Raw genomic sequence first — 23105 nt, forward strand, 5'->3', positions numbered from 1 at the left:
CCGCTCGCGGCCTGCGCGAGCGAGACCGAGGGTTACGTCGGGACGACGTCGCGCGTCGGCAAGGACGTCACGACCTTCTACGTCAACAACGGCGACGAGCCGGAGTACCTCGATCCCGGCAAGGCCGTGGACTCCGTGAGCATCACGCTGCTCCACCAGATGTTCGAGGGGCTGACCAGCTACGCGCCCGGCGATCTCCACGCGGCGCAGGGGGTCGCGGCGCGCTGGGACCGGAGCGACGACAACCGGTTCTTCCGGTTCCACCTGCGGCCGGAGGCGCGCTGGTCGGACGGCAAGCCGGTGACGGCGCACGATTTCGAGTACGCGTGGAAGCGCGTGCTGCGCCCGTCGACGGCCTCGCTCGCCGCGACGAACCTGCACGTCCTCAAGAACGGCGAGCTCTTCAACCTGGGCAAGCTCAAGGCGCTGCGCGAGGGCGCGACGCTGCGCCGCGCGCCTCGTCCCGACGCGCCGCCCGCGCTCGATCTGCCCAAGGGGGCGTTCGTCATCGTGCTCGGCCAGTCGCCCGCCCGGGTGACGTCGGCGGTGGCGCCCCTGGCGGCGCCGCCCACCGGGGTGACCTCGGTGACGTACGGCGAGCCTGACGAGGCGACCGGCGCCGGCGAGCGGCTCTCGTTCGACGCGGCCGGCGCGACCCCGCCGCCCGCGCCGCGCGACGCCACCCCGGGCGGCGGGTGGCGGGGCGCCGAGGTCGCGCTCCTCGCGGCCGGACCGCCGGTCGCCTGCAATGGCGCGGCCGATCGCTGGTTCGAGATCGAGGGGCCAGCGGGCCGCGGCTTCCTCCCCGGCTGCCTGCTCGCGCCCATCGAGGCCGCCGCGTACGCGCTGGTCGCGCCTCACGCGAGCCTCCCGACGTACGACCCCGCCGCGGCCACAGGCGCTCGCGCCGCGCCGCCTTCCGGCTCCGGAGGGGCGACCGGGTTCGTCGCCACGTCTTCGCTCGCGGAGGACGACGCCGCCGTGGGCGTGCGGGCCCGCGACGACCTGACCCTCGACGTCGAGCTCGAGCAGCCGACGCCGTACTTCACCGATCTCACGAGCTTCGTCACCCTGTTCCCGGTGCGCCGCGACGTCGTCGAGCCGTTCGAGGCGCGCGGCGAGCCGGAGCTCTGGTTTCGCCCCGAGAACATGGTGGTCAACGGGCCGTATCGGCTCGACGAGTGGAAGTTCCGGTACGAGATCACGATGAACCGGAACCCGGCGTACTGGGGCCACGACGCGCTCAGGATCCACCGGATCGTCTGGATGGAGATCGCCCAGTACAACGCCACCCTGCAGCTCTACAAGGCGGGGGACATCGATTACCTGGGAGACAACTGCGAGCTCCCGTACGACCACCGCAGCTGGCTGTCCGGGAAGAAGGATCTCCGGCGCAGCGAGTTCCTCTCCACGGTGTATTACGAGCTCAACACGAGGAAGCCGCCGGTCGACGATCCGCGCGTCCGGTGGGCGCTGAACCTCGCGATCGACAAGCGGGAGCTCGTCGAGAAGATCACGCGGCTCGGGAAGCCGGCGACCCACTACGTGCCCGACATCACCGGATCCGGCTATGCCGAGCAGGCGGCGGAGGACAGGGCGCGCGGCGTGGATCCGTTCTCGAGCCCCGAGGTCGGCCACGACCCGGCGCGCGCCCGCGCGCTGCTCGCCGAGGCCGGGTACGAGGTCGCCCGCGCGGGAGACGAGCTGCGGGCGAAGGGGTTTCCGCCGCTCGAGATCCTCTACAACACGGGGGAGGGGCACGCGCAGGTCGCCGTGGCCATCCAGGACATGTGGAAGCGCCACCTCGGGGTCTCCGCGACGCTGCGGAGCGAGGAGTGGCGGGTGATGCTCAAGGACCTCCGCGACGGCAACTTCCAGGTGATCCGGCTCGGCTGGCTGGCCGACTACAACCATCCGCAGACGTGGCTCGGGACGTTCCTGTCGCAGAGCCCCCAGAACCGGACCGGCTGGGCAGACGCGGAGTTCGACAAGGCGGTCGGCGAGGCGGCCGCGACGGCCGATCCCAGGGACAGCATCCGGCGCTTCCGGGCGGCCGAGCGGCGGGCGCTCGACGGGATGTGCAGGATACCGCTCTACTTCGAGGAGAAGCCGACCCTGGTGAAGCCGTGGGTGAGGGGGTTCATCCCCAACGCGCGGAACACGCAGCTCATCAAATGGCTCTGGATCGACCCGGACTGGCAGAAGCGGCCGGCCGGGGAGCCGCCGCCCGTGCTGGAGCTGCCGCCGCCGGGGCGGCTCGGGGGGCCATGACGGGCGCGCGCAGCCTCCTCACCGACGCCTCGATCGGCGCGACGCACGTGCTCCTCTGGGGCGCCCGCGCCGCGGTCGAGATCCGCTGTCCAGGCCCCGGCGTGCTGCGCGTGCGGCACGCCCCCTCGTCCGCGGTGACCAGCTTCACGCACCCCGAGCTGCCGCCCAAACACTCCTTCGCCGTGGTGGCAGACGGCGCGCTGCCGCTCTCCGCGCGCCGCGAGGGCGACGCGCTCCACGTGAGCGCCGAGGGCGCCTCTCTCGAGGTCTCGCTCGCCTCGGGCACATGGATCTTCAGCGACGCCGCGGGCCGCGCCCTCGCGCGCAGCGAGGCCGTCTCGGGGCAGGTCCGGCCGGCGTTCCCCGTGGACGAGCTCCGCTCCAGGCTCTCGCTCGCGGCGCCGCCGGGCGAGGCCTACCTCGGGTTCGGCGAGAAGGTCGGCCCGCTCGACAAGCGCGGCCTGCGATTCACGTTCTGGAACACCGACGCTTTCCCGCCGCACGTGGAGTCCGACCCGCTCTACGCCTCGATTCCTTTCTTCATCGCCCTCCGCGGCGGGGTGGCCTGGGGCCTCTTCCTCGACGAGCCGTGGCGCTCGGAGGTCGATATCGCCCTCAACGACCCGACCCGGATCGAATGGGAGTCGCGGGGCCCCGAGCTCGACGTCTACCTCCTGGCCGGCCCGCACCCGGCCGACGTCCTCCGGCGCTACGCCGCGCTCACCGGGCGCCCGGCCATGCCGCCCCTCTGGAGCCTCGGGGCGCACCAGTCGCGCTGGGGCTACGAGACCGAGGACGACGTGCGCGGCGTCGTCCGCGGCTACCGATCGCGCGGCCTCCCCCTCGACGTGGTCCACCTCGATATCGATTACATGGATGCTTATCGGGTCTGGACATGGGACCGCTCGCGCTTCCCCGACCCGGCGCGGCTCGCGCGCGAGCTCGCGGCCGAGGGCGTCAAGCTGGTGACGATCGTCGACCCGGGGATCAAGGCCGACGAGGGATATGCCGTCTACGAGGAGGCGAGAGAGCGAGACTACCTCGTCCGGCTGCCTCGCGGCGGCCCCCTCGTGGGAGAGGTCTGGCCCGACCCGGCGGTCTTTCCCGATCTCACGCGCGAGGAGGTGCAGCGCTGGTGGGGTGATCTGCAAAAGCCGTTCGTCGACGCGGGCATCGCCGGCATCTGGAACGACATGAACGAGCCGGCGTGCTTCTCCGTCCGCCCCGACAGGGGCCTGCCGGCGCCGAGCGGCGGGCGCGCCGCGGGCCTCGGCGCCATCGAGGGCAGCACGCTCCCCGACGACGCGCGCCACGGCGCCCGGCGCCACCTCGAGGTCCACAACGTCTATGGACTCGGCATGTCGCGGGCCGCCCACGAGGGCCTCGCGCGCCACGCGCCGGAGCGGCGCCCCTTCGTGCTGACGCGCGCCGCCTTCGCCGGCATCCAGCGCTACGCCGCGGTGTGGACGGGCGACTTCGCCAGCAATTTCACGCACCTGGAGGCGTCCATCCCGATGCTGATCGGCCTCGGCCTCTCGGGCGTGCCGTTCGTGGGCGCGGACATCCCGGGCTTCACGGGGCGCGCGAACGGCGAGCTGCTCGTGCGCTGGATGCAGGCGGGGCTGTTCTATCCGCTGATGCGCAACCACGCGGCGAGGGGCAGGCCGGCGCAGGAGCCCTGGCGCTTCGGCGAGCCGTACCTCGGCCTCGCGCGCGCGGCGCTCGAGCGGCGCTACCGGCTCCTGCCGACCCTGTACACGCTCATGCACGAGGCGGCGGAGACGGGGATACCCGTCCTGCGGCCGCTGTCCTTCGCGGCGCCGGACGACCCCGAGGCGCTCCACGCCTTCGATCAGCTCCTGTTCGGCGGCGATCTGCTCGTGGCGCCGGTGGTGCGGCCAGGGCAGTCGAAGCGGCTGGTGTACCTGCCCGCCGGCGCATGGATGGACTTCGCGAACCTGGAGCGCGCGGGGAGCGTGGATCAGGGCGGGCGCCACGTGATCGCCGATGCGCCGCTCGGGGTGGTCCCCGTGTGGCTGCGCGCCGGAGGCGCGGTGGCGCTCACCGCGCCTCGGATGCACACGACGAGCGCGAGCTGGGAGGAGATCACGTGGCACGTCCACGCGGCGGAGCGCGTGAGCGGCCGCCTGGTCGAGGACGAGGGCGACGGCCACGGCGCGTCGCGCGCCACCCGGATCGAGGGCGGCCTCGACGGCGCCACGTTCTCGCTCGAGCGCAGCGCGACGGGCGATCTGCCGCTCGCGCGCGAGGTGGAGACGATCCGCGTCCACGGCGTGCCGGCGCCGCGCTCCGTGGTCGGGGCCAGGTCGCACCGCGCGATCGACGGGGGCGTCGAGATCGAGGTCGCGGCCGACTGGCGGCGGATCGAGCTCAAGGTGTCCTGATCGCGGCGGCGCCGTAAGCACGCTGCTGTTGCAGTGCCTGCATCACCAGCGCTCGCAGCGGCCGTGGCTGCAGAGGTGTGCCTTGGGCAAGCGCTCTCTGCACCCCGCACCGAGCATGGCAGCTCGACGAGTCGCTCGACGGGTTAGATAGTCTATTTTATCCGAGCTTGACCCGAGCACAGGGCCTACCGTTTCCTACGCTCCCGGCGTGAACTGGTGAAGGTGGTAATAAAAAGACTTCTTCACGGACGACTCCTCGCTCCCCTTTTGTAGATCAATGATAAATCGTCGCCGCCTTCCGACAAATCCCCGCCTTCAACGTCGTCGTCGGGGCTGTGGACCCTGTGGGGCCAGGCCTGCGAATGCCCCCTTCTCCACGCGATCCAGGGGCCTGGCGCCACAAGTCCACGGCCCTCGGGTCCGCTTCTGGACCCACAGATGTGCCGGAGGACCCTCATTTATTTCCAGGCTACGGCACGCAGGGAGCCCCGCGAGCGTAGCGGCTGTTGCTGCGTTTAGAGAGGTGCCACCGCGCCGCATGCCCGTGCCCGCGCGCGGCCGGTCCGCCGATTGCATCGCCTGCTGCGCCTGAACGGGAGATGAAATGATGGGACTGAGGCACCTCGCCACTTCGGCTTTCGTCGTCCTGGCGACACCGACACTCGCCGCTGCCAACGTCGTGCTGCTCGATCAGGGCTGGACCGAGGACGAGCGGCAGACCTACTACCGGACTTCGCAGGGCTCGGCGCTGATGTCGTACGACATCTTCCTGCACCTCGAGGAAGCCGGAAGCGAGCGATCATTCCGTGCCGACCAGAACATGGCGAGGTACGGCCTCGTTCCTCAGCCGGCCGATCGTCGGCGCAACCCGGACGGACTTCCAATCGGATGGACGAGAACGGTGGTCAAGGAAGGCCGGTGGAAAGGCGACTGGGCGGGGATCTCCTGCGCGGCCTGCCACAACGGCCAGCTCGAGTACCGCGGAACGAGCATCCGGATCGACGGCGGCTTCAACCACACGCTCGATCTCTTCGCCTTTCTCGAAGGGCTCGACGACGCCTTACAAGCGGCGAACAAGGACCCGGGGAAGTTCGCCCGTCTCCAGCGGCGCATCCCCGCGAGCAACCTGCGCGAGCGCCTGGCGGCCAACGCCGCCGAGGTCCACGCTATCCGCAGCCGGTACCTCCGCACCTCGAGCCGGGTCGGGCCGGGCCGGATGGACGCGCTCAATCTCGTCCACAATCAGGTGGTGGCGAACTCTCTAGGGTATCCCGAGAACTGGATGGCGTTGAACGCTCCGGTGAAGTGGCCCTTTCTCTGGAATGCGCCGCAGTCGGCGTGGATCGGCTGGCGTGGCACCCAGCAATTTCCCCTGTCCCGCAACATCGGCGAGTCGATGGGGCTGTGGGTGAAAGCCAACCTGACGGCGAAGACTCCCGAGGAAGGCCTGTTCGACACGACCGCCGACATGAACGGCCAGATCGCGATGGAGGGTCTCCTGCGGCGTCTCGCGCCGCCACGCTGGCCCGAAGAGGTCCTGGGAAAGATAGACCGCGTGAAAGCGGCGGCCGGAAAGGCGCTCTTCCGGCAGGAATGCGCCCAGTGCCATTCGCAGTGGCCCCATCGGTGGGGCGAGCCGAAGCGGAAGGGCATGCGCTTCATCGAGAACGCATTGATTCCGGCGAAGACCATCGGCACCGACCCGACCCAGGTGCAGAATCTCACCTACGGCCTGAACCCGACCGTTTTCTCGGGCGCCCTCGCTCCGTTTCTTCCCCCTCCCCACAAAGGGCAGAGCATCGCGCCCGCGCTCGTCGTTCTCGTGACCGCGGTCTCGGGCGTGACCGAAAAAGCCCTCGCGAAGCTCGGCCTGAGCGCTGAGCAGACCGAGAACGTGACCGGCTACCGGAACGAGACCGAGCCGATGCCGCCGAACGGCCTGTACAAGGCGGCGCCCAGCGAAGGGATGTGGGCAATCGCTCCCTACCTGCACAACGGCTCGGTCCCCAACCTCTACGAGCTCCTCATCCCCGCGAAGGACCGCTCGAAGCGCTTCTACCTCGGGCGCGAGTTCGATCCCGTCAAGGTGGGCGTGGACACGTCGGGAGCCTCCGGCAAGTTTCTCTTCGACACGACGCTGGTCGGCAACTCGAACGCCGGCCACTCGTTCGAGGACGGCCCCATCAGCGACGGAGTCATCGGAAGGCGGCTCTCGGACGAGGAACGCTGGGCGATCATCGAGTACCTGAAGATCCTCCCCGAGGAGCCACGCCAGATCACGCCTTTCGGCGGACCGAAAGACCCGATCGCCGCCTGGAAGGATCCGACTTTTTACCACGTCAAACACCCTGGGGGTTACCAGGCAGGGCCGGCAGGTACCGAATGAAGACGTCGTTCTGGAGGAGCGCCGTGGCGATCGGGTTGTTTCTCTCCTGTCCGGGGCGCGTCACCCGCACGGCCAGCATTCCGTCGCTCGGGATCGCGGAGGAGACGCTCGAGCCGAACGAGGCTGCGCTGATCGAGGCGATCAAGGAAGAGACGCTCCGGATCATCCGCAAGCAGTATCCGCCGGGCGTGCGCCCGGTCCGCCGGGACGCCCACCCGAAGACGTTCGCCGTCGTGAAGGCGGAGCTCATCGTGCTCGACGACCTGCCGAAGGAGCTCCGGTACGGCGTTTTCAAGGCGCCCCGCAAGTTCGATGCGCTCGTTCGCTTTTCCGCGGGAGGAACCAAGGTGAAGCCGGACACGGAGCCGGAGCCGCGGGGCATGGCCATCAAACTCCTGGGGGTCGAAGGGGAGAAGCTCCTTCCCGCGGAGAAGCACGAGAAGACCCAGGACTTCATCATGATCAACTTCCCGGGATTCGCCGTGAGCAACCTCAAGGACTACCTGGAGCTGTTCCGGGCCGTCGCGGAGGGCCCTGAAGCGCGCGCCGCGTACATGCGAGCGCACCCGGAGATCGACAGGCTGAGTGCGCTCATGGCATCCCAGGTCCTCAACAATCCGCTTCAGTCGCAGTACTGGAGCGAGGTCCCCTACAAGCTCGGACCGGGCGCGATCAAGTTTTCGGCCAAGCCGGTCTCGCGAACAGGCGATCCGAGGCCCGAGAATCCGGGACCGGATTTCCTGCGTGAGGTGCTGCTCGAGCAGCTCAAGCGCGAGGACGTCTATTTCGACTTCATGGTGCAGCAGCAGACCGACCCGGTGAAGATGCCCATCGAAAACTCGACGATTATCTGGAGCGAGGAGCTCTCGTCGTTCCGGCGCGTCGCCATCCTGCGGATCCCGAAGCAGAACCCGGCGGACTTCAAGGACCTCGCGCTCGCCGAACTTCTGTCGTTCACGCCCTGGCATGCGCTGCCGGAGCACCGGCCGCTCGGCTCGATGAACCGCGCCCGGCGGGCGGCCTACGAAGCGGTGTCGAAGCTGCGGCACGAGATGAACGGCCAGCCGCGCTCCGAGCCGACCGAGCTTCCGTGACGGCTTCGGCTACCTACACGGCTGCCGCCAGGACCCCGATCAGCGGTGCTTCGTCACCCAGTCGATCGCCAGCCGCACCCGCGTGGAGAGCAGCCGCCGTGACGGGTACACCGCGAAGAGCTGGCGGGGCTCGACCGTGCGCCCCGTGATCGTGAGCTCGACGAGCGCCTCGCCCTGCTGCTCGATCACCTCGCGGGGAGCGCAGACCACGCCGAGCCCCTGCGCGGCGGCGGCGATCGCCACCCGCGGGTCGTTCACGCAAAACTGCGCGCGCGGCCGGACCTCCTCGATGGAGCCGTCCCGCCGGCGAAGGCGCCATGCGGCGCCCGGGTGGCTCAGGACCGCGGGCACGGACCCGAGCGACGCGCGCGCGAGCCGCGAGCGGCCCTCGAGCGCGTCCTGCACGAGGCGCGGCGACGCGGCCAGCGCGTACGGGAGCGACCACATCCGCCGCGCCACGAGGTCGGCGTCCTGAACGGGCCCAGCGCGGAAGGCGAGATCGACGCCCTCCTCGACCAGGGGGACGACCGCGTTCGTGAGCGTGAGCTCCAGCGACAGGCGCGGGTGCCGGGCGGCGAAGGAGAACAGCGCCGGCGCGATCCGCTGCGCGCCCGTCATCACGGGCGCCGTCACCCGGAGCCTGCCCGCGGGCTCGTCCTCCCGATCCGCGGCCCGGTCGAGGACCGAGCCGAGCTCGTCGAGCAGCGGCCCGGCGCGCTCGATCAGCCGCGCGCCCTCGCCGGTGAGGCCGACGCGGCGTGAGGTGCGCTGGAGCAGCCGCACCCCCAGCGCCTCCTCCAGCTGCGCCACCCGGCGGCTCACGGTGCTCGTGGGCACCCCCGTGCGCCGCGCCGCCTCCACGAAGCTCAGGTGGTGAGCGACGGCCGCGAAGAGCCGCACGTCCTCGAGGGAGATCATCCCGCTCATGGGACGGAGCATGTCACAGCATCCCATGGTTTGCCCGAGGCGCGCGCGCTACGCCTCGCTCATGGACCTTGAAGATCAGCATGTCGTCGTCATCGGTGGCTCGTCGGGCATCGGCCTCGGCGTGGCCAGGGCCTGCCTCGAGCGCGGCGCGTCTCTGACCGTCGTGAGCCGCTCGCGCGAGCGCCTCGCGCGCGCCGCGGCCGAGCTCGGGGAGCCGCGCCGGGTGCGCACCTTCCCGGCCGACGCGACGCAGGAGGCCGAGGTGCGGAGTCTGTTCAACGAGCATCCGCCGGCGCGCCATGTGGTGGTGACGGCGGTGGAGGGCCATTACCAGCCGATTCGCGCGCTGGACATCGCCGCGGCGCGGCGCGTGATCGACTCGAAGCTCGTGGCGGCCCTCCACGTCGCCAAGCACGCGCGGATCGAGCCGGGCGGCTCGCTCACGTTCACGGCGGGGATCGCGGCGGAGCGGCCGGGGCCCAGCGGGGCGGTCGTGGCCGCGGTGAACGGGGCGCTCATGGCGCTCGCGCGCGCCCTGGCCGTGGAGCTCGCGCCGGTGCGCGTGAACGCGCTGTCGCCGGGCTGGGTCGACACGCCGGTCTGGGACTCGCTCGCGGGCGGCGCCAAGCAGGAGCGCTTCGCGCAGCACGCGCGCCGCCTCCCGGTCGGGCGCGTCGGCGCGCCCGCGGACATCGCCCACGCCGCGCTCTTCCTCATGGGGAACGGGTTCACCACGGGCGAGGTGCTGCGCGTCGACGGGGGACACCGCCTCGTCTGAGAGCCTGAGCCCGCCCAGGGAGTTGGCCGGATTCGATAGATGCGGAACGCGAAACCAGGGACGGCAAGCGAGGGAAGCAAGAAAACCGCGGGAAGCGAGGGAGGCGCGCCGCAGCCGCCGCCTGGCCCATCGAACAAGGCATGTTCCCCGAGCTTGCCGCAACACTTCACCGCGCGATCGCCATGAGACGCGGTTGACAAAAGCCGCGAAGTATGGTTGTGCTACTGCTCTCTAGGAGTGCACCATGTACCCTCGTTCTTTCTTTCTTCTGACCTTCGCAGCGGTAGCCCTGGCGTGCTCTTCGACGCCCGACGAGAGCAGCGGCCCGACCTCCGGGTCCGGCGGCAGCAGCGGGACGCCCGCGAGCAGCAGCGGGACGCCGACGAGCGGCGTTAGCAGCTCGACCGGCGACGATTTCGGGACCATCACGGGGGGCAACGCGAGCGCCGGCGCAGGCGGCGCAGGCGGCAGCGATTGCAAGAGCGTCCTCGATGTCACCTATCGCGACTTCAAGGAGACGCACCCCGACTTCGAGATGGCCAGCTTCAGGGGCGACGAACCCCGTCGCCAGCTCATCGAGCCGACGCTCGACGGCGATCGGAAGCCGGTGTTCCTCGATTCCATCGGCTGCTTCGCGCAGCTGCCGGCCCCGCTCGGCTGCAGGGACGGGGTAGGCAACCAGAAGACCATCACGAGCGAGGAAAGCTTCAACCAGTGGTACCGGGACGTGCCGGGCGTGAACATGACCTTCACCAAGGAGCTCGCGCTCGACGAGTCGCCGCCCGGATCGGGGCAGTACGTGTTCGACAGCGCGGATTTCTTCCCGCTGGCGCCGGAGGAGGGGTTCGGGGTCACCCCGCCCAACAACGGCAAGAGACAGAACTTCCTCTTCACCACCGAGATCCACCTGATGTTCGGCTACGTCGCCCGTCAGAAGTTCACCTTCCGGGGCGACGACGACATCTGGATCTTCATCAACGGCAAGCTCGCGCTCGACCTGGGCAGCATGCACGGGCCCGCGGAGAGCGTCATCGACTTCGATGCCCAGGCCCGGGACCTCGGCATCTCGCCGGGCAACAGCTACTCGATGGACATCTTCCACGCGGAGCGCCACACCGACGGGTCGAACTTCCGCATCGAGACCAACATCTCCTGCTTCGTGCCCGTCGACATCCCGCTGTGACGCCCCCGGGCTCGCGCCGCGCCCTCTCGCAGGCCTGAGCCCGGCATCCCCAACCGCCGGACATCCCCGAGAGCGTGCGGGCGTCGAGGATCGCCGTCACACGTCGAGAGCGATGTTGTTGGGGTTGGCGGCGTCGATCTTGACCGGCACGACGAGGCCCGGCTGCACGCGGGGGATCGCCATCTGATGGATGACCGCGAGGATGGCCGCGCGGTAGGGCGGCGCGTTCGGGCGATACACCTCGAGGTCGACCCGGCACTGCGGCTGGTAGTTGATCATCGTGCCGGTGGGCTGGACGACGAGCACGCGGGCCTGCGCGGGCAGGCCCGTCATGCGGAGGTTGGCCGCCGCCGTCTGGGCCTGGATCATCTCGTTCGCGCCCGCGAGCATCTTGTTCGCGTTCTTCATCATGGGCAGAAAGACGGTGACGAACACCACGGCCATGACGCCCAGCACGACGAGGGTGATCACGATTCCTAAGAGGGGACCGGCGATCGACATGGGAGCCTCCACACGACTGCGTTGAGGGGCCGGCGGTCGGCGGAGCGTAGGGGAGGACCCCGAGCTGCGCGTCGCACCGGCGAGGGAGCGACCGATGCCACGGGGCTCCTCCGCGATCACCAGGGGAGCACGAAAGGGCTCCAGCGACAATCCCGCGGAGCGCGCCGCCCTCGCCGTGGCCGCGGGAGATGTGCGGCGATCGAAAAGGAGGCCAGAGCCACCGAAAGCCCGGCCAATGACGCGCTCCTCGGGCGGTGCCAGGCTCCTCTCCCATGATCGATGACAAGAGGATTGACCGATGACGAACAGCGCTGAACCACTCAACTTCAGCGACGAAGCGCACTGGACCGCCGTGGCGGCCAGCTACGAGCGCTGGGCCGAGCCGTTGACGGCGGGCTTCGCGCGCGCGGCGCTGTCGCTGGCGGGCGGGCTCGGGCAGGGCGAGCGCCTGCTCGACGTCGCCGCAGGGACGGGCGCCCTGGCGCTGGCCGCGGCCGAGGCAGGCGCGCGCGTGCTCGCGACCGACATCTCGCGCGGCATGGCGGCGCGCCTGCGCGAGCGACTGCAGCCCTTCGCCGGGAGCGAGGCGCGGGTGATGGACGGGCAGGCGCTGGACGTGGAGGACGCGACCTTCGATGTGAGCTGCTCCGTGTTCGGCGTCATGATGTTCCCCGACTGGCGCCGCGGCATGGCCGAGCTCGTCCGCGCGACCCGGCCCGGGGGCCGGGTCATCGTGGCGACCTGGTCGAGCCCGGAGGGGGCAGGCCCGGGGCCGCTCTTCCTGCAGGCCTATCGCCGCACCTTCCCGGAGGCGCCGATCCATCCGCCGCCCCAGGGCATGACGGCGCTGTGCTCGCTGGAGGGCCTGAAGGCCGAGATGCTCGGGGCCGGGTGCGGCGAGGTCGCCGTGCACGCGGTCGACGGCGCATGGGGCGGATCTTCGGTGGACCGCGTCATGACGGATCTCGACGAGATCCTGCCCGTCATGCACCTCTACGCCGCGCTGGACGGCGACGGGCGCGCTCGGCTACGCGGACCGCTGCGCGCCGCCATCGAGTCCTTCGCCGAGCCAGGCGGGGCCGTGCGTGTCCCGGTGACGGCGAACATCGCGATCGGCCGTAAACCCCGCTGACCATGGAATGCAGCGCGGCCCGGGCCGCGGGCCGCCGGGATCAGCCGGTCACGTTGTCCCACGCGACGGCGGTCGGCCCGAGGAGCGAGCGCCCGCCGGTCGCGATGACCTCTCGGTACCAGGAGAACGAGTCCTTCGGGATCCGTCGCTGCGTCGCGTAATCGACGTAGACCAGCCCGAAGCGATCCTTGTAGCCCTCGGCCCACTCGAAGTTGTCGAGGAGCGACCAGGCCCAGTACCCGACGACCGGGACGCCCTCCTGGACCGCCCGCGCCAGGCCGAGCAGGTACCGGTGCATGACGTCGATGCGCTTCGGGTCGTGCACCTTGCCGTCGAGGAAGACCTGGTCCCGCGTCGCCAGGCCGTGCTCGGTGATCCCGATGGGCAGCCTGTACCGCTCCCAGAAGTACCTCGATCCCCAGTAGAGCGTGCTGGGGACGATCTGCAGCCAGTCGAGCGTCCCGCGCGGGTAGCCCGGCGGGGAGACGACGCGCTCCGGCCTGCCGTCCTTGCCCTGCCGCCACGTGCCCGCCGAGTACATGTTGAGCCCGAGGTAGTCGATCGGCCGCTTTATCTGGTCGAAGTCGCTGGCGGGGAACTCGGGCATGTCGTCGCCGAAGAGCCGGAGGCCGCTCTCCGGATACCGCCCCTCGAGCACCGGACAGATCCACCAGGCGTTGTTCCAGGGGTTCTTGTCATAGACCGAGAAGATCGCCTCGCGCGCCGCCTCGATGTCCGCCGGATCCTCGGTCGCCGGGCGCTGCACCTGGGTGGCGAGCACGTAGCCGATCTTCGCCGCCGTGGCCGCGGCGCGCAGGGCGTCCACCTGCTTGCCGTGCGCCCGCATCTGGTTGTGGGCGGCGGTCAGGTACTCCCGGTAGGGGAGCTTGAGCCCGGGGGCGAAGACCCCGTTGAGGAGCGCGTTGCCGATGAACGCCTGCGGCTCGTTCTGCGTCACCCACCAGGGCACGCGATCGCCGAGCCGCCGGGCGACGACGGTCGTGTAGTCCGCGAACCAGTCGGCGACGTCGCGCTGGAGGAACCCGCCGCGATCCTGGAGCGCCTGGGGGAAGTCCCAGTGGAAGAGCGTGCACATGGGCACGATGCCGGCGCGGAGGAGCTCGTCGACGAGGCGATCGTAGAAGTCGAGCCCCTTCGGGTTGACCTTGCCCGTGCCGTCCGGGAGGACCCGCGTCCACGAGACGCTGAAGCGGTAGCTCTTGACCCCGAGCTCGGCGAGCAGCCCGACATCTTCCTTGTAACGGTGGTAGTGGTCGCAGGCGACGTCTCCGGTGTGCCCTTCGAAGACCTTCCCAGGGGTCTTCGAGAAGACGTCCCACACGGAGGGCGTCCGGCCATCCTCGCTGGCGGCGCCTTCGATCTGGTAGGCCGCGGTGGCCGTGCCCCACAGGAAGTCCGCGGGAAACGGCGCGGCCGTCGCGTTTGCTCGGCCTGCGCCGGCCGAGGCGGCGGTCACAGGCGGGGGCGCGGAGGAGGGAGAGGCGTTGCTCGCGGAGAGCGACTCGGAAGGATGGAGAGCCATGGAGGCATCATCCACGGCGTGCGCGGGACAGCAATGGGTTCGATGCGCGTCGATGCGGGTCGATGCGGGTCGATGATCGCGCCGGTCGCTTGACGGCCCAGCGCGGCTCGACAACATGGGCGGCATGCTCGCGATCCGACCGAAAGCCGCAGGCGGCCCCGAGGTGATGACGCTGGAGGAGCTCCCCACGCCCGCGCCGAGCCCGGGGGAAGCCGTGGTCCGCGTCGAGGCCGCCGGCGTGAACTTCATCGACATCTACCAGCGGAGCGGCCAGTACAAGCTCGAGCCGCCCATCCCGCTCGGCCTCGAGGGCGCGGGGCGCGTCGAGGCGGTGGGGCCGTCCGTCACCGAGGTGAGGGAAGGGGACGAGGTCGCGTGGACCGGCGGCCCCGGCTCGTACGCGACGCACGTCCGGATCCCGGCCGCGAAGCTCGTCCCCGTGCCCGCGGGCGTCGGCGCGAAGCGCGCCGCGGCCGCGATGCTCCAGGGCATCACGGCGCAGTACCTCGTGCGCTCCACGTTCCCGCTCGGCCCCGGCCACACGTGCCTCATCCACGCGGCCGCGGGCGGGGTCGGCCTGCTCCTGTGCCAGATGGCGAAGCGGCTCGGCGCGCGCGTGATCGGCACCGTCTCGACCGAGGAGAAGGCGCGCCTCGCGCGAGACGCCGGCGCCGACGAGGTGATCCTGTACACGAAGGCCGATTTCGAGGCGGAGGCGCGCCGGCTCACGGGCGGCGCCGGCGTCCACGTCGTCTACGACGGCGTCGGGAGCGACACGTTCGTGAAGGGCCTGGGCGCGCTCCGCCTGCGCGGCACGATGGTGCTCTTCGGCCAGTCGAGCGGGCCGGTGCCGTCGTTCGACCCGCAGATCCTGAACCAGAAGGGGTCGCTCTACCTCACGCGGCCGAGCCTCGGCCACTACACCGCGACGCGCGAGGAGCTGCTCGAGCGCGCCACCGACGTGCTCGGCGCGATCGCGCGCGGCGAGCTCACGATCTCGATCGGCGCCACGTACCCCCTCGCCGAGGCGGCGGAGGCGCACCGCGCGCTCGCCGGGCGGGCGACGACGGGGAAGGTGCTGCTCATCCCGTAACGGACGGAATCGTCGCGCGGAGGCGCGATTCGAGGCGCGGAGGATCTGGGGAGTTCGGCCCCGCTGCGGGAGCTCCTTGTCTCTCTGGTTCTCTCAGGCGTGCAGACGTGCGCTGTACGCGAGCAGCCTCCGGCCAATCCGGCCGTTGACCGTGTCGTCTTCGGGCCGGTACGCTCCCGGCGCGGAGGTGCTCATTCCATGGCCGAACGTCCCACGCTTGCTCCCGAGAAGATCTCGGACACGGTGAAGTCGCAGATCGCCGGATTTCATCGGTCCATCGTCGACGAGGTCGCGGCGGCGGTGAGCCGCGACCGGGTGGTCCTCGTCGGGATGGCCCAGAATCCCTTCGTGAAGAAGGCGCGCCAGCTGCTCGACGGAGAGGGCGTGAAATATACCTACCTGGAGTACGGGAGTTACCTCTCCAGGTGGAAGGAGCGGCTCGCCATCAAGCTCTGGGCCGGCTTTCCGACGTTCCCGATGGTGTTCGTCGGCGGGGTCCTCGAAGGCGGCTACGCGGAGCTCGTGAAGCTCCGCGACCAGGGCAAGCTCAAGGGCTAGCCGTGAACATGCGCGCATGAACGCCGGGCACAGCGCGCAGGCCGCCTCGGCCGCGGCGCTTCGCGCGGCGCGACGTGCCGCGCGAAACGCCGCGGTCGACCGGCGGTTCCGTGATATGCGGGAGGTCGCGGCGCGCCCTCGCGGCGGTCGCCGCGCTGAAGACGGCAGCACGGAGGCACCTCGTGACATCGCTCGGGATCCACGGAAGGCGGCGGGATGACGGGGCGAGCGGCGCGGCCCGGCGGCCGGGAGGCGGCGCGCCGTGAGCTCCTACGCCATCAAGCGGCTGCTCTCCATCATCCCCACGCTCTTCCTCGTCGCCACCCTGGTGTTCGTCCTGGTGCGCATCGTGCCGGGCGGCCCGTTCGACCAGGAGCGGGCGGTGCCCGTCGAGGTCCAGCGGCAGCTCGACGCCAAGTACCACCTGAACGATCCGGTGCTGAAGCAGTATGGCGACTGGCTCCTTGCGCTCGTCACCCGAGGCGACCTGGGCCCGACGTTCAAGTACCCGAACCGCACCGTCAACGAGATCATCGCGCTCAGCCTGCCCGTGTCGATGCAGCTCGGGTGCTGGGCGATGCTCTTCGCCCTCGCGACGGGCATCCCGCTCGGCATCATCGGCGCGATCCGCCAGAACACCTGGAAGGACACGGCGGCCATGGGGGTCGCCATGGTCGGCCTCAGCGTGCCGCGGTACGTGCTCGCCCCGCTGCTCATGCTCGTCTTCTCGCTCAAGCTCTACTGGTTCCCGGTGGCGCGCTGGGAGACGTGGCGGCACATGGTGCTGCCGGTCATCTGCGCCGGGCTCCCGGTCGCGGCCTACATCGCCCGGCTGACGCGCGGCGGGATGCTCGAGGTGATCCGCTCTGATTTCATCCGCACCGCCCGCGCCAAGGGGCTCTCCGAGCGAAAGGTCGTCCTGAAGCACGCGCTCCGGGGCGGGCTGCTCCCGGTCGTGAGCTTCCTCGGCCCCGGCTTCAGCGGCCTGCTCGTCGGCTCCCTCGTCGTCGAGAAGATCTTCAACATCCCCGGCATGGGCCGTTACTTCGTCGAGGCGGCCACGAACCGCGACTACAACCTCGTGATGGGGGTCATGCTCGTCTACGGCTTCCTGCTCATGCTCTTCAACGCGATCGTCGACGTGGCGTACGCCTTCATCGACCCGCGGGTGGAGCTGCGCTGACCATGCTCCACGCCGCCCTCCCGCAGCCCGCCGCCCCCGGCGATCCGCCCGCCGCCCCTGGCGGCGCGGGCGGCGCGGGCGGCGCGGCACCAAGCCCGGCCGGCCCGCTGCGGCTCGACGCGCTGGAGCAGGGATCGAGCCTCGGCCGCGACGCGTGGCGGCGGCTCCGAAAGAACCGCGCCGCGGTCGCCTGCGGCGTCGTGCTCATCGCGATGATCCTCGCCTGCATCCTCGTCCCGGAGCTGTCGAGCTACCGGTACGACAAGGCGGATCTCAAGCTCGGCGCGCAGCCCCCGTCGCTCGCCCACTGGATGGGCACCGACTACTTCGGCCGCGATCTGATGGCCCGCGTCTTCTTCGGCGGGCGCATCTCGTTCGCCGTCGGCATCGTCGCGACGCTCGTGAGCTTCGTCATCGGCGTGAGCTGGGGCGGGGTAGCCGGCTACTTCGGCGGCAAGGTCGACGCGATCATGATGCGCATCGTGGACGTGCTCTACACGTTCCCGTTCCTCATCCTCGTCATCCTGCTGATGGTCTTCTTCGCGAACGACCAGACGGTCCTCTACCGCGCCTGGAAGGTCGCGCTCGGCCTCTTCGTCAAGGAGCCGTCGGACCCGAGCTACTTCCCCATCTTCCAGATCGTCGTCGTCTTCGCGGCCCTCGGCGGCATCTCCTGGCTCACCATGGCCCGCATCGTCCGCGGCCAGGTCATCGCGCTGCGCGGCCAGCCGTTCATCGAGTCGGCGCGCTCGATCGGCGTCGGGCACGCCGCGCTGATCTTCCGGCACCTCGTGCCGAACGCGGTGGGACCGATCATCGTCTACACGACGCTCACCATCCCCGAGGTGATGATGACCGAGGCGTTCCTGAGCTTCCTCGGCCTCGGCACGCAGGAGCCGCTGTCGAGCTGGGGCCTGCTCGCGTCCACCGGCGCCGACGCGATGGACCTCTTCCCCTGGCAGCTCGTCTTCCCGGCGCTGATGCTCGCGCTCACGCTGATCTGCTTCAACTTCCTCGGCGACGGGCTCCGCGACGCCCTGGATCCTCGCATCCGAAAGGACTGAAGGGCTCCGCGCTCCATCTCCGGGACGCGCGCGCCCGCACGGACCATGCTGCTCGAGGTCAAGAACCTGAAGACCCACTTCTTCACCGAGGAGGGGGTGGTCCGCGCGGTCGATGGCATCTCCTTCAGCCTCGAACGCGGCGAGGTCCTCGGCATCGTCGGCGAGTCCGGCTCGGGCAAGAGCGTGACGAGCCTCTCCCTCCTGCGGCTCATCCCCGACCCGCCGGGCAGGATCGTCGGCGGCCAGATCCTGCTCGAGTCCGAGGGCGGCGTCGTCGAGGACCTCGTGGAGGCGAGCGAGGCGAGGATGGAGCGCGTCCGCGGCGACCGGATCGCGATGATCTTCCAGGATCCGATGACGTCGCTGAACCCTTACCTCCGGGTGAGCGAGCAGCTCATCGAGGTGCTGGAGCTCCACCGCCGGATGGGCCGCGCCGAGGCGCGCCGGCGCAGCGTCGAGATGCTGCAGGCGGTCGGGATCCCCGCGGCGGCGTCGCGGATCGACGACTACCCGCACCAGCTCTCGGGCGGGATGCGGCAGCGCGTGATGATCGCGATGGCGCTCCTGTGCGACCCCGATCTGCTGATCGCCGACGAGCCGACGACGGCGCTCGACGTCACGATCCAGGCGCAGATCCTGGACCTGATCGGGGAGCGGAAGGAGGCGCTCGGCGCGGCCGTCCTCCTCATCACGCACGACCTCGGCGTCGTGGCGAAGATGGCCGATCGCGTCGCGGTCATGTACGCCGGGCGCATCGTCGAGGAGGGCCCCGTCGGCGCCATCTTCCACGCCGCCCGGCACCCGTACACCATCGGCCTGTCGCGCTCGATCCCGCGGCTCGACGACGCGCGCGGCGGGGACCTGGTGCCCATCCCCGGGATGCCGCCCTCGCTCGCGCGCCTGCCGCCGGGCTGCCCGTTCCACCCGCGCTGCGCGCACGCGATCGCGGCGTGCCGGGAGGAGGCGCCGCCGCCGCGCATCGTCTCGGGCGAGGGCAACAGGAAGGCGCTGCACGTCGTGCGGTGCCACGTCGAGGACGTCGCAGGACGAGCGCCATGACCACCGCCGCAACCCCCCCGCCGCTGCTCTCGGTGCGCGATCTCAAGGTCCACTTCCCGGTGCGCCGCGGCCTGCTCCAGCGGCAGGTCGGCACGGTGCGCGCGGTCGACGGCGTCTCGTTCGACGTCGACCGCGGCGCGACGCTGGGTCTCGTCGGCGAGTCCGGATGCGGCAAGTCGACGACGGGCCGGGGCATCCTCCGCCTCGTCCCGCCCACGTCGGGGAGCGTGAAGATCGACGGCCGGGAGATCCTGACGCTCGAGCCGCGCGCGCTGCGGAAGGCGCGCCGCGAGATGCAGATGATCTTCCAGGACCCGTACGCGAGCCTGAACCCGCGCATGACGGTCCACGACCTCATCGCCGAGCCGCTCTCCACCCACGGCCTCGTCTCGTCGCGCGACGAGGCGCTGCGCGAGGTGGCGCGCCTCATGGAGCTCGTCGGGCTCTCGCCCTCGTACATGCGGCGCTATCCGCACGAGTTCTCCGGCGGCCAGCGGCAGAGGATCGGCATCGCCCGCGCGCTCGCCCTGAAGCCGAAGCTCGTGATCGCGGACGAGCCGGTCAGCGCGCTCGACGTGAGCATCCAGGCCCAGATCGTCAACCTGCTCGCGTCGCTCCAGCGCGAGCTCTCGCTCACGTACGTGTTCGTCGCGCACGACCTCGCCGTGGTCCGCCACCTGTCAAGCGAGATCGCGGTGATGTACCTCGGCCGGATCGTGGAGCGCGCTCGCCCGGACGAGCTCTTCCGTTCACCGCAACATCCGTACACGCAGACCCTGCTGTCGGCGATCCCGATCCCGGATCCCGATGTCGAGCGCACGCGCCGCCGCCTGCCCCTCGTCGGCGAAGTGCCGAGTCCGCTGAACCCGCCGTCAGGGTGCCATTTTCACACACGCTGTCCCTATACGATGGACCGGTGCAGCGCCGAGGCCCCTCCGCTGGAGGAGCGTCGCCCTGGGCACTGGGCCGCCTGCCATCTCACCGAGTTGCCCACGGCACCTACGCATCCGTGATGTGATCCGGCGGCGCGCAATACCCCACATCGGCTGAGCTCGTTGTCCAGACATGACGTGGAATGTCCGATGACAGGATTTTCCTGACCTCTGCGTGCAGTAGCGGGGTTAGGATCCTGGGACCGATGCCGCGAATCTCTGACGCCACGCTTCGCGCCCAGATCCCGACGGCCCTTCTCATCGGCGGCGATCAGGCGTTGCTCCAGCGCTGCCAGACGGCGGCGATGGATGTGGGGATCATCGTCAAGGCGTGCCCGGTATCGATGGCCGCCGCGCTCGCGGAAGAGCGTCGGCCGGTGGTCATCGTGGTCACGTCGTCGACTTACGCGCTCGCTCCCGAGGCGTTCGAGGAGATCGCGCGCGACGTGGTCAGCACGCTCGTGCGGGTCGACGAGGCGATGGTGGAAGACGATCTCGGGGCGCTGCTGGCCACGGCGGCGCGCGAGAGCCGCAAGCAGCGCTCGCGGCAGCTGACGCCCGGTCGCTATTCGATGATGCCGGCGGACGAGAGCGCGTCGGTGCCGCGGTCGGAGCGCTTGACCATCGGGGTGATGAAGGCGGACCCGGCGTCGCGGCGCGACCCCGAGGCGACGCCGCTGCCGCGCTCGGGGCCGCGCAGCGCGGGCGCGCAGGAGCTCGCGTACCGCGAGCGCGTGGCGGCTGCCGTGGCTGCGCAGCGGCCGGAGCGCTCACGCGCGGAGGCGCCGGGGGAGGCAGCGTACCGCCCGCGCGAGGCGCCGGTGCCGCGCTCGGAGCGCCTGGGGGTCATGGTGGGGCCGCCCTCGTCGCGGGCGCGCCGTGAGCTGCCCGCTCCGACGCCGCTCCCGCCGCCGCCGGCCGCTGGCCCGGTGGTTGCGCGCCGGGACGCGTCCAGGCCGGTGCAGGCATCGCCGGCGGCTGGAGCGTACGTGCGGCGGGATACGCCGCTGGCAGGCTCGCATCCGGCCGAGGCATACGCGCGGCGGGATACGCCGGTGGCTGGCTCGCAGCAGGCCGGGGCGTACGCGCGTCGGGATGCGCCGGCCGCGACGTCTGCACGGCGGGATGCGTCGGCTCCGCTGCCGCAGCAGGCCGTTCCGAGCTCGCGGCAGCAGGCCGGGGTGGTTCCGCGTCGGGATACGCCGGCGGCGCATGCGCTTCCGCGGCAGGTGCCTCCGTCGCCTGCCGCGCAGCGCGACGCGCAGCCGTGGGAGCAGCGCGACGCGCAGCCGTGGGAGCAGCGCGACGCGCAGCCGTGGGCGGAGAACATCGGCCTGCAGCCAGGCGCGGCGCCCCCGCAGCGGGAGGCGCTCGCGATGGGCTCGCAGGACGGCGAGGCGCACGGCGGTCATTCCGCGTCGCCGCCGAGCTCCCATCGCGCGCCGCCCAGCTCCCATCGCGCGCCGCCCAGCTCCCATCAAGCGCCGCCGTCCTCTCGCAGAGCGCAGTTCCACGTCGACATCGCTCTCCTGTTCGATGAGCGAGGTCTGCCGCGCGCCGATCCGCAGGCGAAGTGACGCTCGGCCGGGGCGCGCCGGGCGGCTCGTCCGCTGGCGGGGGCGCCGGGCGATCCCTTTGCCGGCGAGGGACCGCGTCCCACGGGTGACCGGCGGCGCGGCAGAGGGTAAGCTTCGCGCGGCCATGACGACAGGGACGAAGCAGGAGTCGATCCACGGAAAGCTCGTTCGCGCGCTCGATCCCGTGCACATCGAGGTGGAGAACGAGAGCCGCATGCACAGCGTGCCGGTGGGCTCGGAGACCCACTTCAAGGTGCTCGTGGTGAGCGAGGCATTCCGGGGCCTGAGCCCGCTCGATCGCCACCGCCGGGTCAACGAGCTGGTGCGCGAGGAGTTCCGCTCCGGGCTGCACGCCCTGACGATCCGCGCGATGACGCCGGACGAGTGGGAGCGGCAGGGGGGCGCGGACTTCCGCTCTCCCCCGTGCCTGGGCGGCTCCAAGGCTGCGCCGGAGCCCGGCGCCAAGTCGGGCTGAGCGGCGAGGCGCGCATGGAGCTCGTCGTCGCCCTCGTCTCGGACCTGCACTTCGGCCCGGAGGCGTCGTTCGGGGGCAAGCTGCGCAAGCTCACGGGCGAGGCGCCCGAGCTGACCCGCGCCTTCGTGAGGCGGATGAACGAGATCACGCGGCCTGATCTCGTCGTGAACCTGGGCGACGACATCGAGGACGAGGGGCCCGAGGCGGACCGGGAGCGCTACGGCGCCTGCATGGCCGCGCTCGGCGGCCTGAAGGCCGAGCTCTTCCATGTCGCCGGCAACCACGACGTGATCCACCTGAGCGAGGCCGAGCTGCTGTCCGCCTGGGGCAGACCCGAGGCGACGCGGCTCCATTACGCCTTCGACCGCGGCGGCTTCCACTTCACGGTCCTTCACACGCGCGAGCGCAAGGATCACGACATCTCGCTCGGGCCAGAGCAGCTCGCCTGGCTCGGCGAGGACCTCGCGGCGTCCCCGCTGCCCAAGATCGTGCTGATGCACCACAGCGCGGCCGATCAGGATCTCCGGGGCAACCGCTGGTTCGAGGGGAGCCCGCACATCTGCCTCGTGCGCGAGCGGCGCGCGATGCGGAAGCTCTTCGAGGAGCACGGCGTGCTCGCCGTCTTCAACGGCCACCTGCACTGGAACCACCTCGACGTGATCCGCGGCATCCCGTACGTGACGCTCCAGAGCCTGATCGAGAACCTCGACGACGATGCGCCGGGCCGCCCCGCCGCGGCGCACGCGGTCGTGCGGCTCGGCCCGAAGCGCATCGTGGTGGAGATCGAGGGCGCGGAGCGGGCGCGCTACCAGTTCGACCGGCGGTAGGGGGCGGAGAGCGCCCGAGCGGGAAATTGAGGTCGGGAATCGGCCGACAGATCCGCTCCATTCCAATGCCCGGTTCCGATCGTCGTTTTCAGGCGTGCGTCGGCTCGGAACTCCAAT

Annotated in this window: 19 protein-coding genes; 16 read left to right on the top strand and 3 right to left on the bottom strand. The window is 70.8% G+C overall.

The window, feature by feature from the left end; translation table 11 throughout:
- Window positions 1–126: 126 nt before the first annotated feature.
- From WME73_RS19705 to WME73_RS19720, 4 genes are all read left to right on the top strand, one after another.
- On the top strand, window positions 127–2271 hold the full coding sequence (locus WME73_RS19705) for a peptide ABC transporter substrate-binding protein (RefSeq protein ID WP_437916720.1): 2145 nt from the start codon (window positions 127–129) through the stop codon (window positions 2269–2271).
- The gene (locus WME73_RS19710; protein WP_437916721.1) at window positions 2268–4676 is read left to right on the top strand and encodes a glycoside hydrolase family 31 protein; all 2409 of its coding nucleotides are present in this window, start codon (window positions 2268–2270) and stop codon (window positions 4674–4676) included. Before WME73_RS19705 ends, WME73_RS19710 begins: the two co-directional genes overlap by 4 nt.
- A 604-nt stretch (window positions 4677–5280) precedes the next feature.
- Window positions 5281–7062, top strand: coding sequence for a di-heme-cytochrome C peroxidase (locus tag WME73_RS19715; RefSeq protein WP_437916722.1), 1782 nt, complete (start codon window positions 5281–5283; stop codon window positions 7060–7062).
- Window positions 7059–8156, top strand: a complete 1098-nt coding sequence (locus WME73_RS19720; RefSeq protein ID WP_437746950.1) for a catalase family protein — start codon at window positions 7059–7061, stop codon at window positions 8154–8156. The genes WME73_RS19715 and WME73_RS19720 overlap by 4 nt, the downstream gene beginning before the upstream one ends.
- Before the next feature lie 39 nt (window positions 8157–8195).
- On the opposite strand, the gene WME73_RS19725 is transcribed toward WME73_RS19720, so the two are convergent.
- The gene (locus WME73_RS19725; RefSeq protein ID WP_437746951.1) at window positions 8196–9083 is read right to left on the bottom strand and encodes a LysR family transcriptional regulator; all 888 of its coding nucleotides are present in this window, start codon (window positions 9081–9083) and stop codon (window positions 8196–8198) included.
- Window positions 9084–9144: 61 nt separating this feature from the next.
- Between WME73_RS19725 and WME73_RS19730 the strand changes: the two genes are divergently transcribed.
- Both WME73_RS19730 and WME73_RS19735 read left to right on the top strand, forming a co-directional pair.
- On the top strand, window positions 9145–9861 hold the full coding sequence (locus tag WME73_RS19730) for an SDR family oxidoreductase (RefSeq protein WP_437916723.1): 717 nt from the start codon (window positions 9145–9147) through the stop codon (window positions 9859–9861).
- A 244-nt stretch (window positions 9862–10105) separates the two neighbouring features.
- Window positions 10106–11044: a fibro-slime domain-containing protein gene (locus WME73_RS19735; RefSeq protein ID WP_437746953.1), complete on the top strand. Its 939-nt coding sequence runs from the start codon at window positions 10106–10108 to the stop codon at window positions 11042–11044.
- 96 nt (window positions 11045–11140) lie between these two features.
- On the opposite strand, the gene WME73_RS19740 is transcribed toward WME73_RS19735, so the two are convergent.
- Window positions 11141–11545, bottom strand: coding sequence for a hypothetical protein (locus WME73_RS19740; RefSeq protein WP_437553661.1), 405 nt, complete (start codon window positions 11543–11545; stop codon window positions 11141–11143).
- Between the two features lie 298 nt (window positions 11546–11843).
- Here WME73_RS19740 and WME73_RS19745 point away from each other — a divergent pair, with 298 nt between their 5' ends.
- Entirely contained in the window at window positions 11844–12677 is an 834-nt protein-coding gene (locus WME73_RS19745; RefSeq protein ID WP_437916724.1) for a class I SAM-dependent methyltransferase, read from the top strand.
- A 40-nt stretch (window positions 12678–12717) separates the two neighbouring features.
- On the opposite strand, the gene WME73_RS19750 is transcribed toward WME73_RS19745, so the two are convergent.
- On the bottom strand, window positions 12718–14220 hold the full coding sequence (locus WME73_RS19750; protein WP_437746955.1) for a GH1 family beta-glucosidase: 1503 nt from the start codon (window positions 14218–14220) through the stop codon (window positions 12718–12720).
- 124 nt (window positions 14221–14344) lie between these two features.
- Here WME73_RS19750 and WME73_RS19755 point away from each other — a divergent pair, with 124 nt between their 5' ends.
- The 9 genes from WME73_RS19755 to WME73_RS19795 all read left to right on the top strand — a co-directional run bounded on the left by WME73_RS19755 (window position 14345) and on the right by WME73_RS19795 (window position 22988).
- Window positions 14345–15313 carry a quinone oxidoreductase family protein gene (locus tag WME73_RS19755; protein WP_437916725.1) on the top strand — a complete coding sequence of 323 codons (969 nt, stop codon included), beginning with the start codon at window positions 14345–14347 and terminating at the stop codon, window positions 15311–15313.
- Window positions 15314–15511: 198 nt separating this feature from the next.
- The gene (locus tag WME73_RS19760; RefSeq protein WP_437746957.1) at window positions 15512–15871 is read left to right on the top strand and encodes a glutaredoxin; all 360 of its coding nucleotides are present in this window, start codon (window positions 15512–15514) and stop codon (window positions 15869–15871) included.
- A 262-nt stretch (window positions 15872–16133) separates the two neighbouring features.
- Window positions 16134–17054 carry an ABC transporter permease gene (locus WME73_RS19765; protein WP_012236088.1) on the top strand — a complete coding sequence of 307 codons (921 nt, stop codon included), beginning with the start codon at window positions 16134–16136 and terminating at the stop codon, window positions 17052–17054.
- Window positions 17055–17056: 2 nt separating this feature from the next.
- Window positions 17057–18118, top strand: coding sequence for an ABC transporter permease (locus WME73_RS19770; protein WP_437872868.1), 1062 nt, complete (start codon window positions 17057–17059; stop codon window positions 18116–18118).
- 45 nt (window positions 18119–18163) lie between these two features.
- A complete protein-coding gene (locus tag WME73_RS19775) occupies window positions 18164–19177 on the top strand; it encodes an ABC transporter ATP-binding protein (RefSeq protein WP_437916726.1) in 1014 nt (337 codons plus the stop codon).
- Window positions 19174–20190, top strand: coding sequence for an ABC transporter ATP-binding protein (locus WME73_RS19780; RefSeq protein ID WP_437746959.1), 1017 nt, complete (start codon window positions 19174–19176; stop codon window positions 20188–20190). The genes WME73_RS19775 and WME73_RS19780 overlap by 4 nt, the downstream gene beginning before the upstream one ends.
- 125 nt (window positions 20191–20315) lie before the next feature.
- Window positions 20316–21686, top strand: a complete 1371-nt coding sequence (locus WME73_RS19785) for a hypothetical protein (protein ID WP_437916727.1) — start codon at window positions 20316–20318, stop codon at window positions 21684–21686.
- A gap of 124 nt (window positions 21687–21810) precedes the next feature.
- On the top strand, window positions 21811–22161 hold the full coding sequence (locus WME73_RS19790) for a BolA family protein (RefSeq protein ID WP_437872873.1): 351 nt from the start codon (window positions 21811–21813) through the stop codon (window positions 22159–22161).
- A 14-nt stretch (window positions 22162–22175) separates the two neighbouring features.
- Window positions 22176–22988 (top strand): metallophosphoesterase family protein, encoded by an 813-nt coding sequence (locus WME73_RS19795; RefSeq protein ID WP_437746962.1) that lies wholly within the window; start codon window positions 22176–22178, stop codon window positions 22986–22988.
- Window positions 22989–23105: the final 117 nt, after the last annotated feature.

The organism is Sorangium sp. So ce302 (assembly GCF_051530145.1).
Lineage (GTDB): Bacteria > Myxococcota_A > Polyangia > Polyangiales > Polyangiaceae > Sorangium > Sorangium cellulosum_B.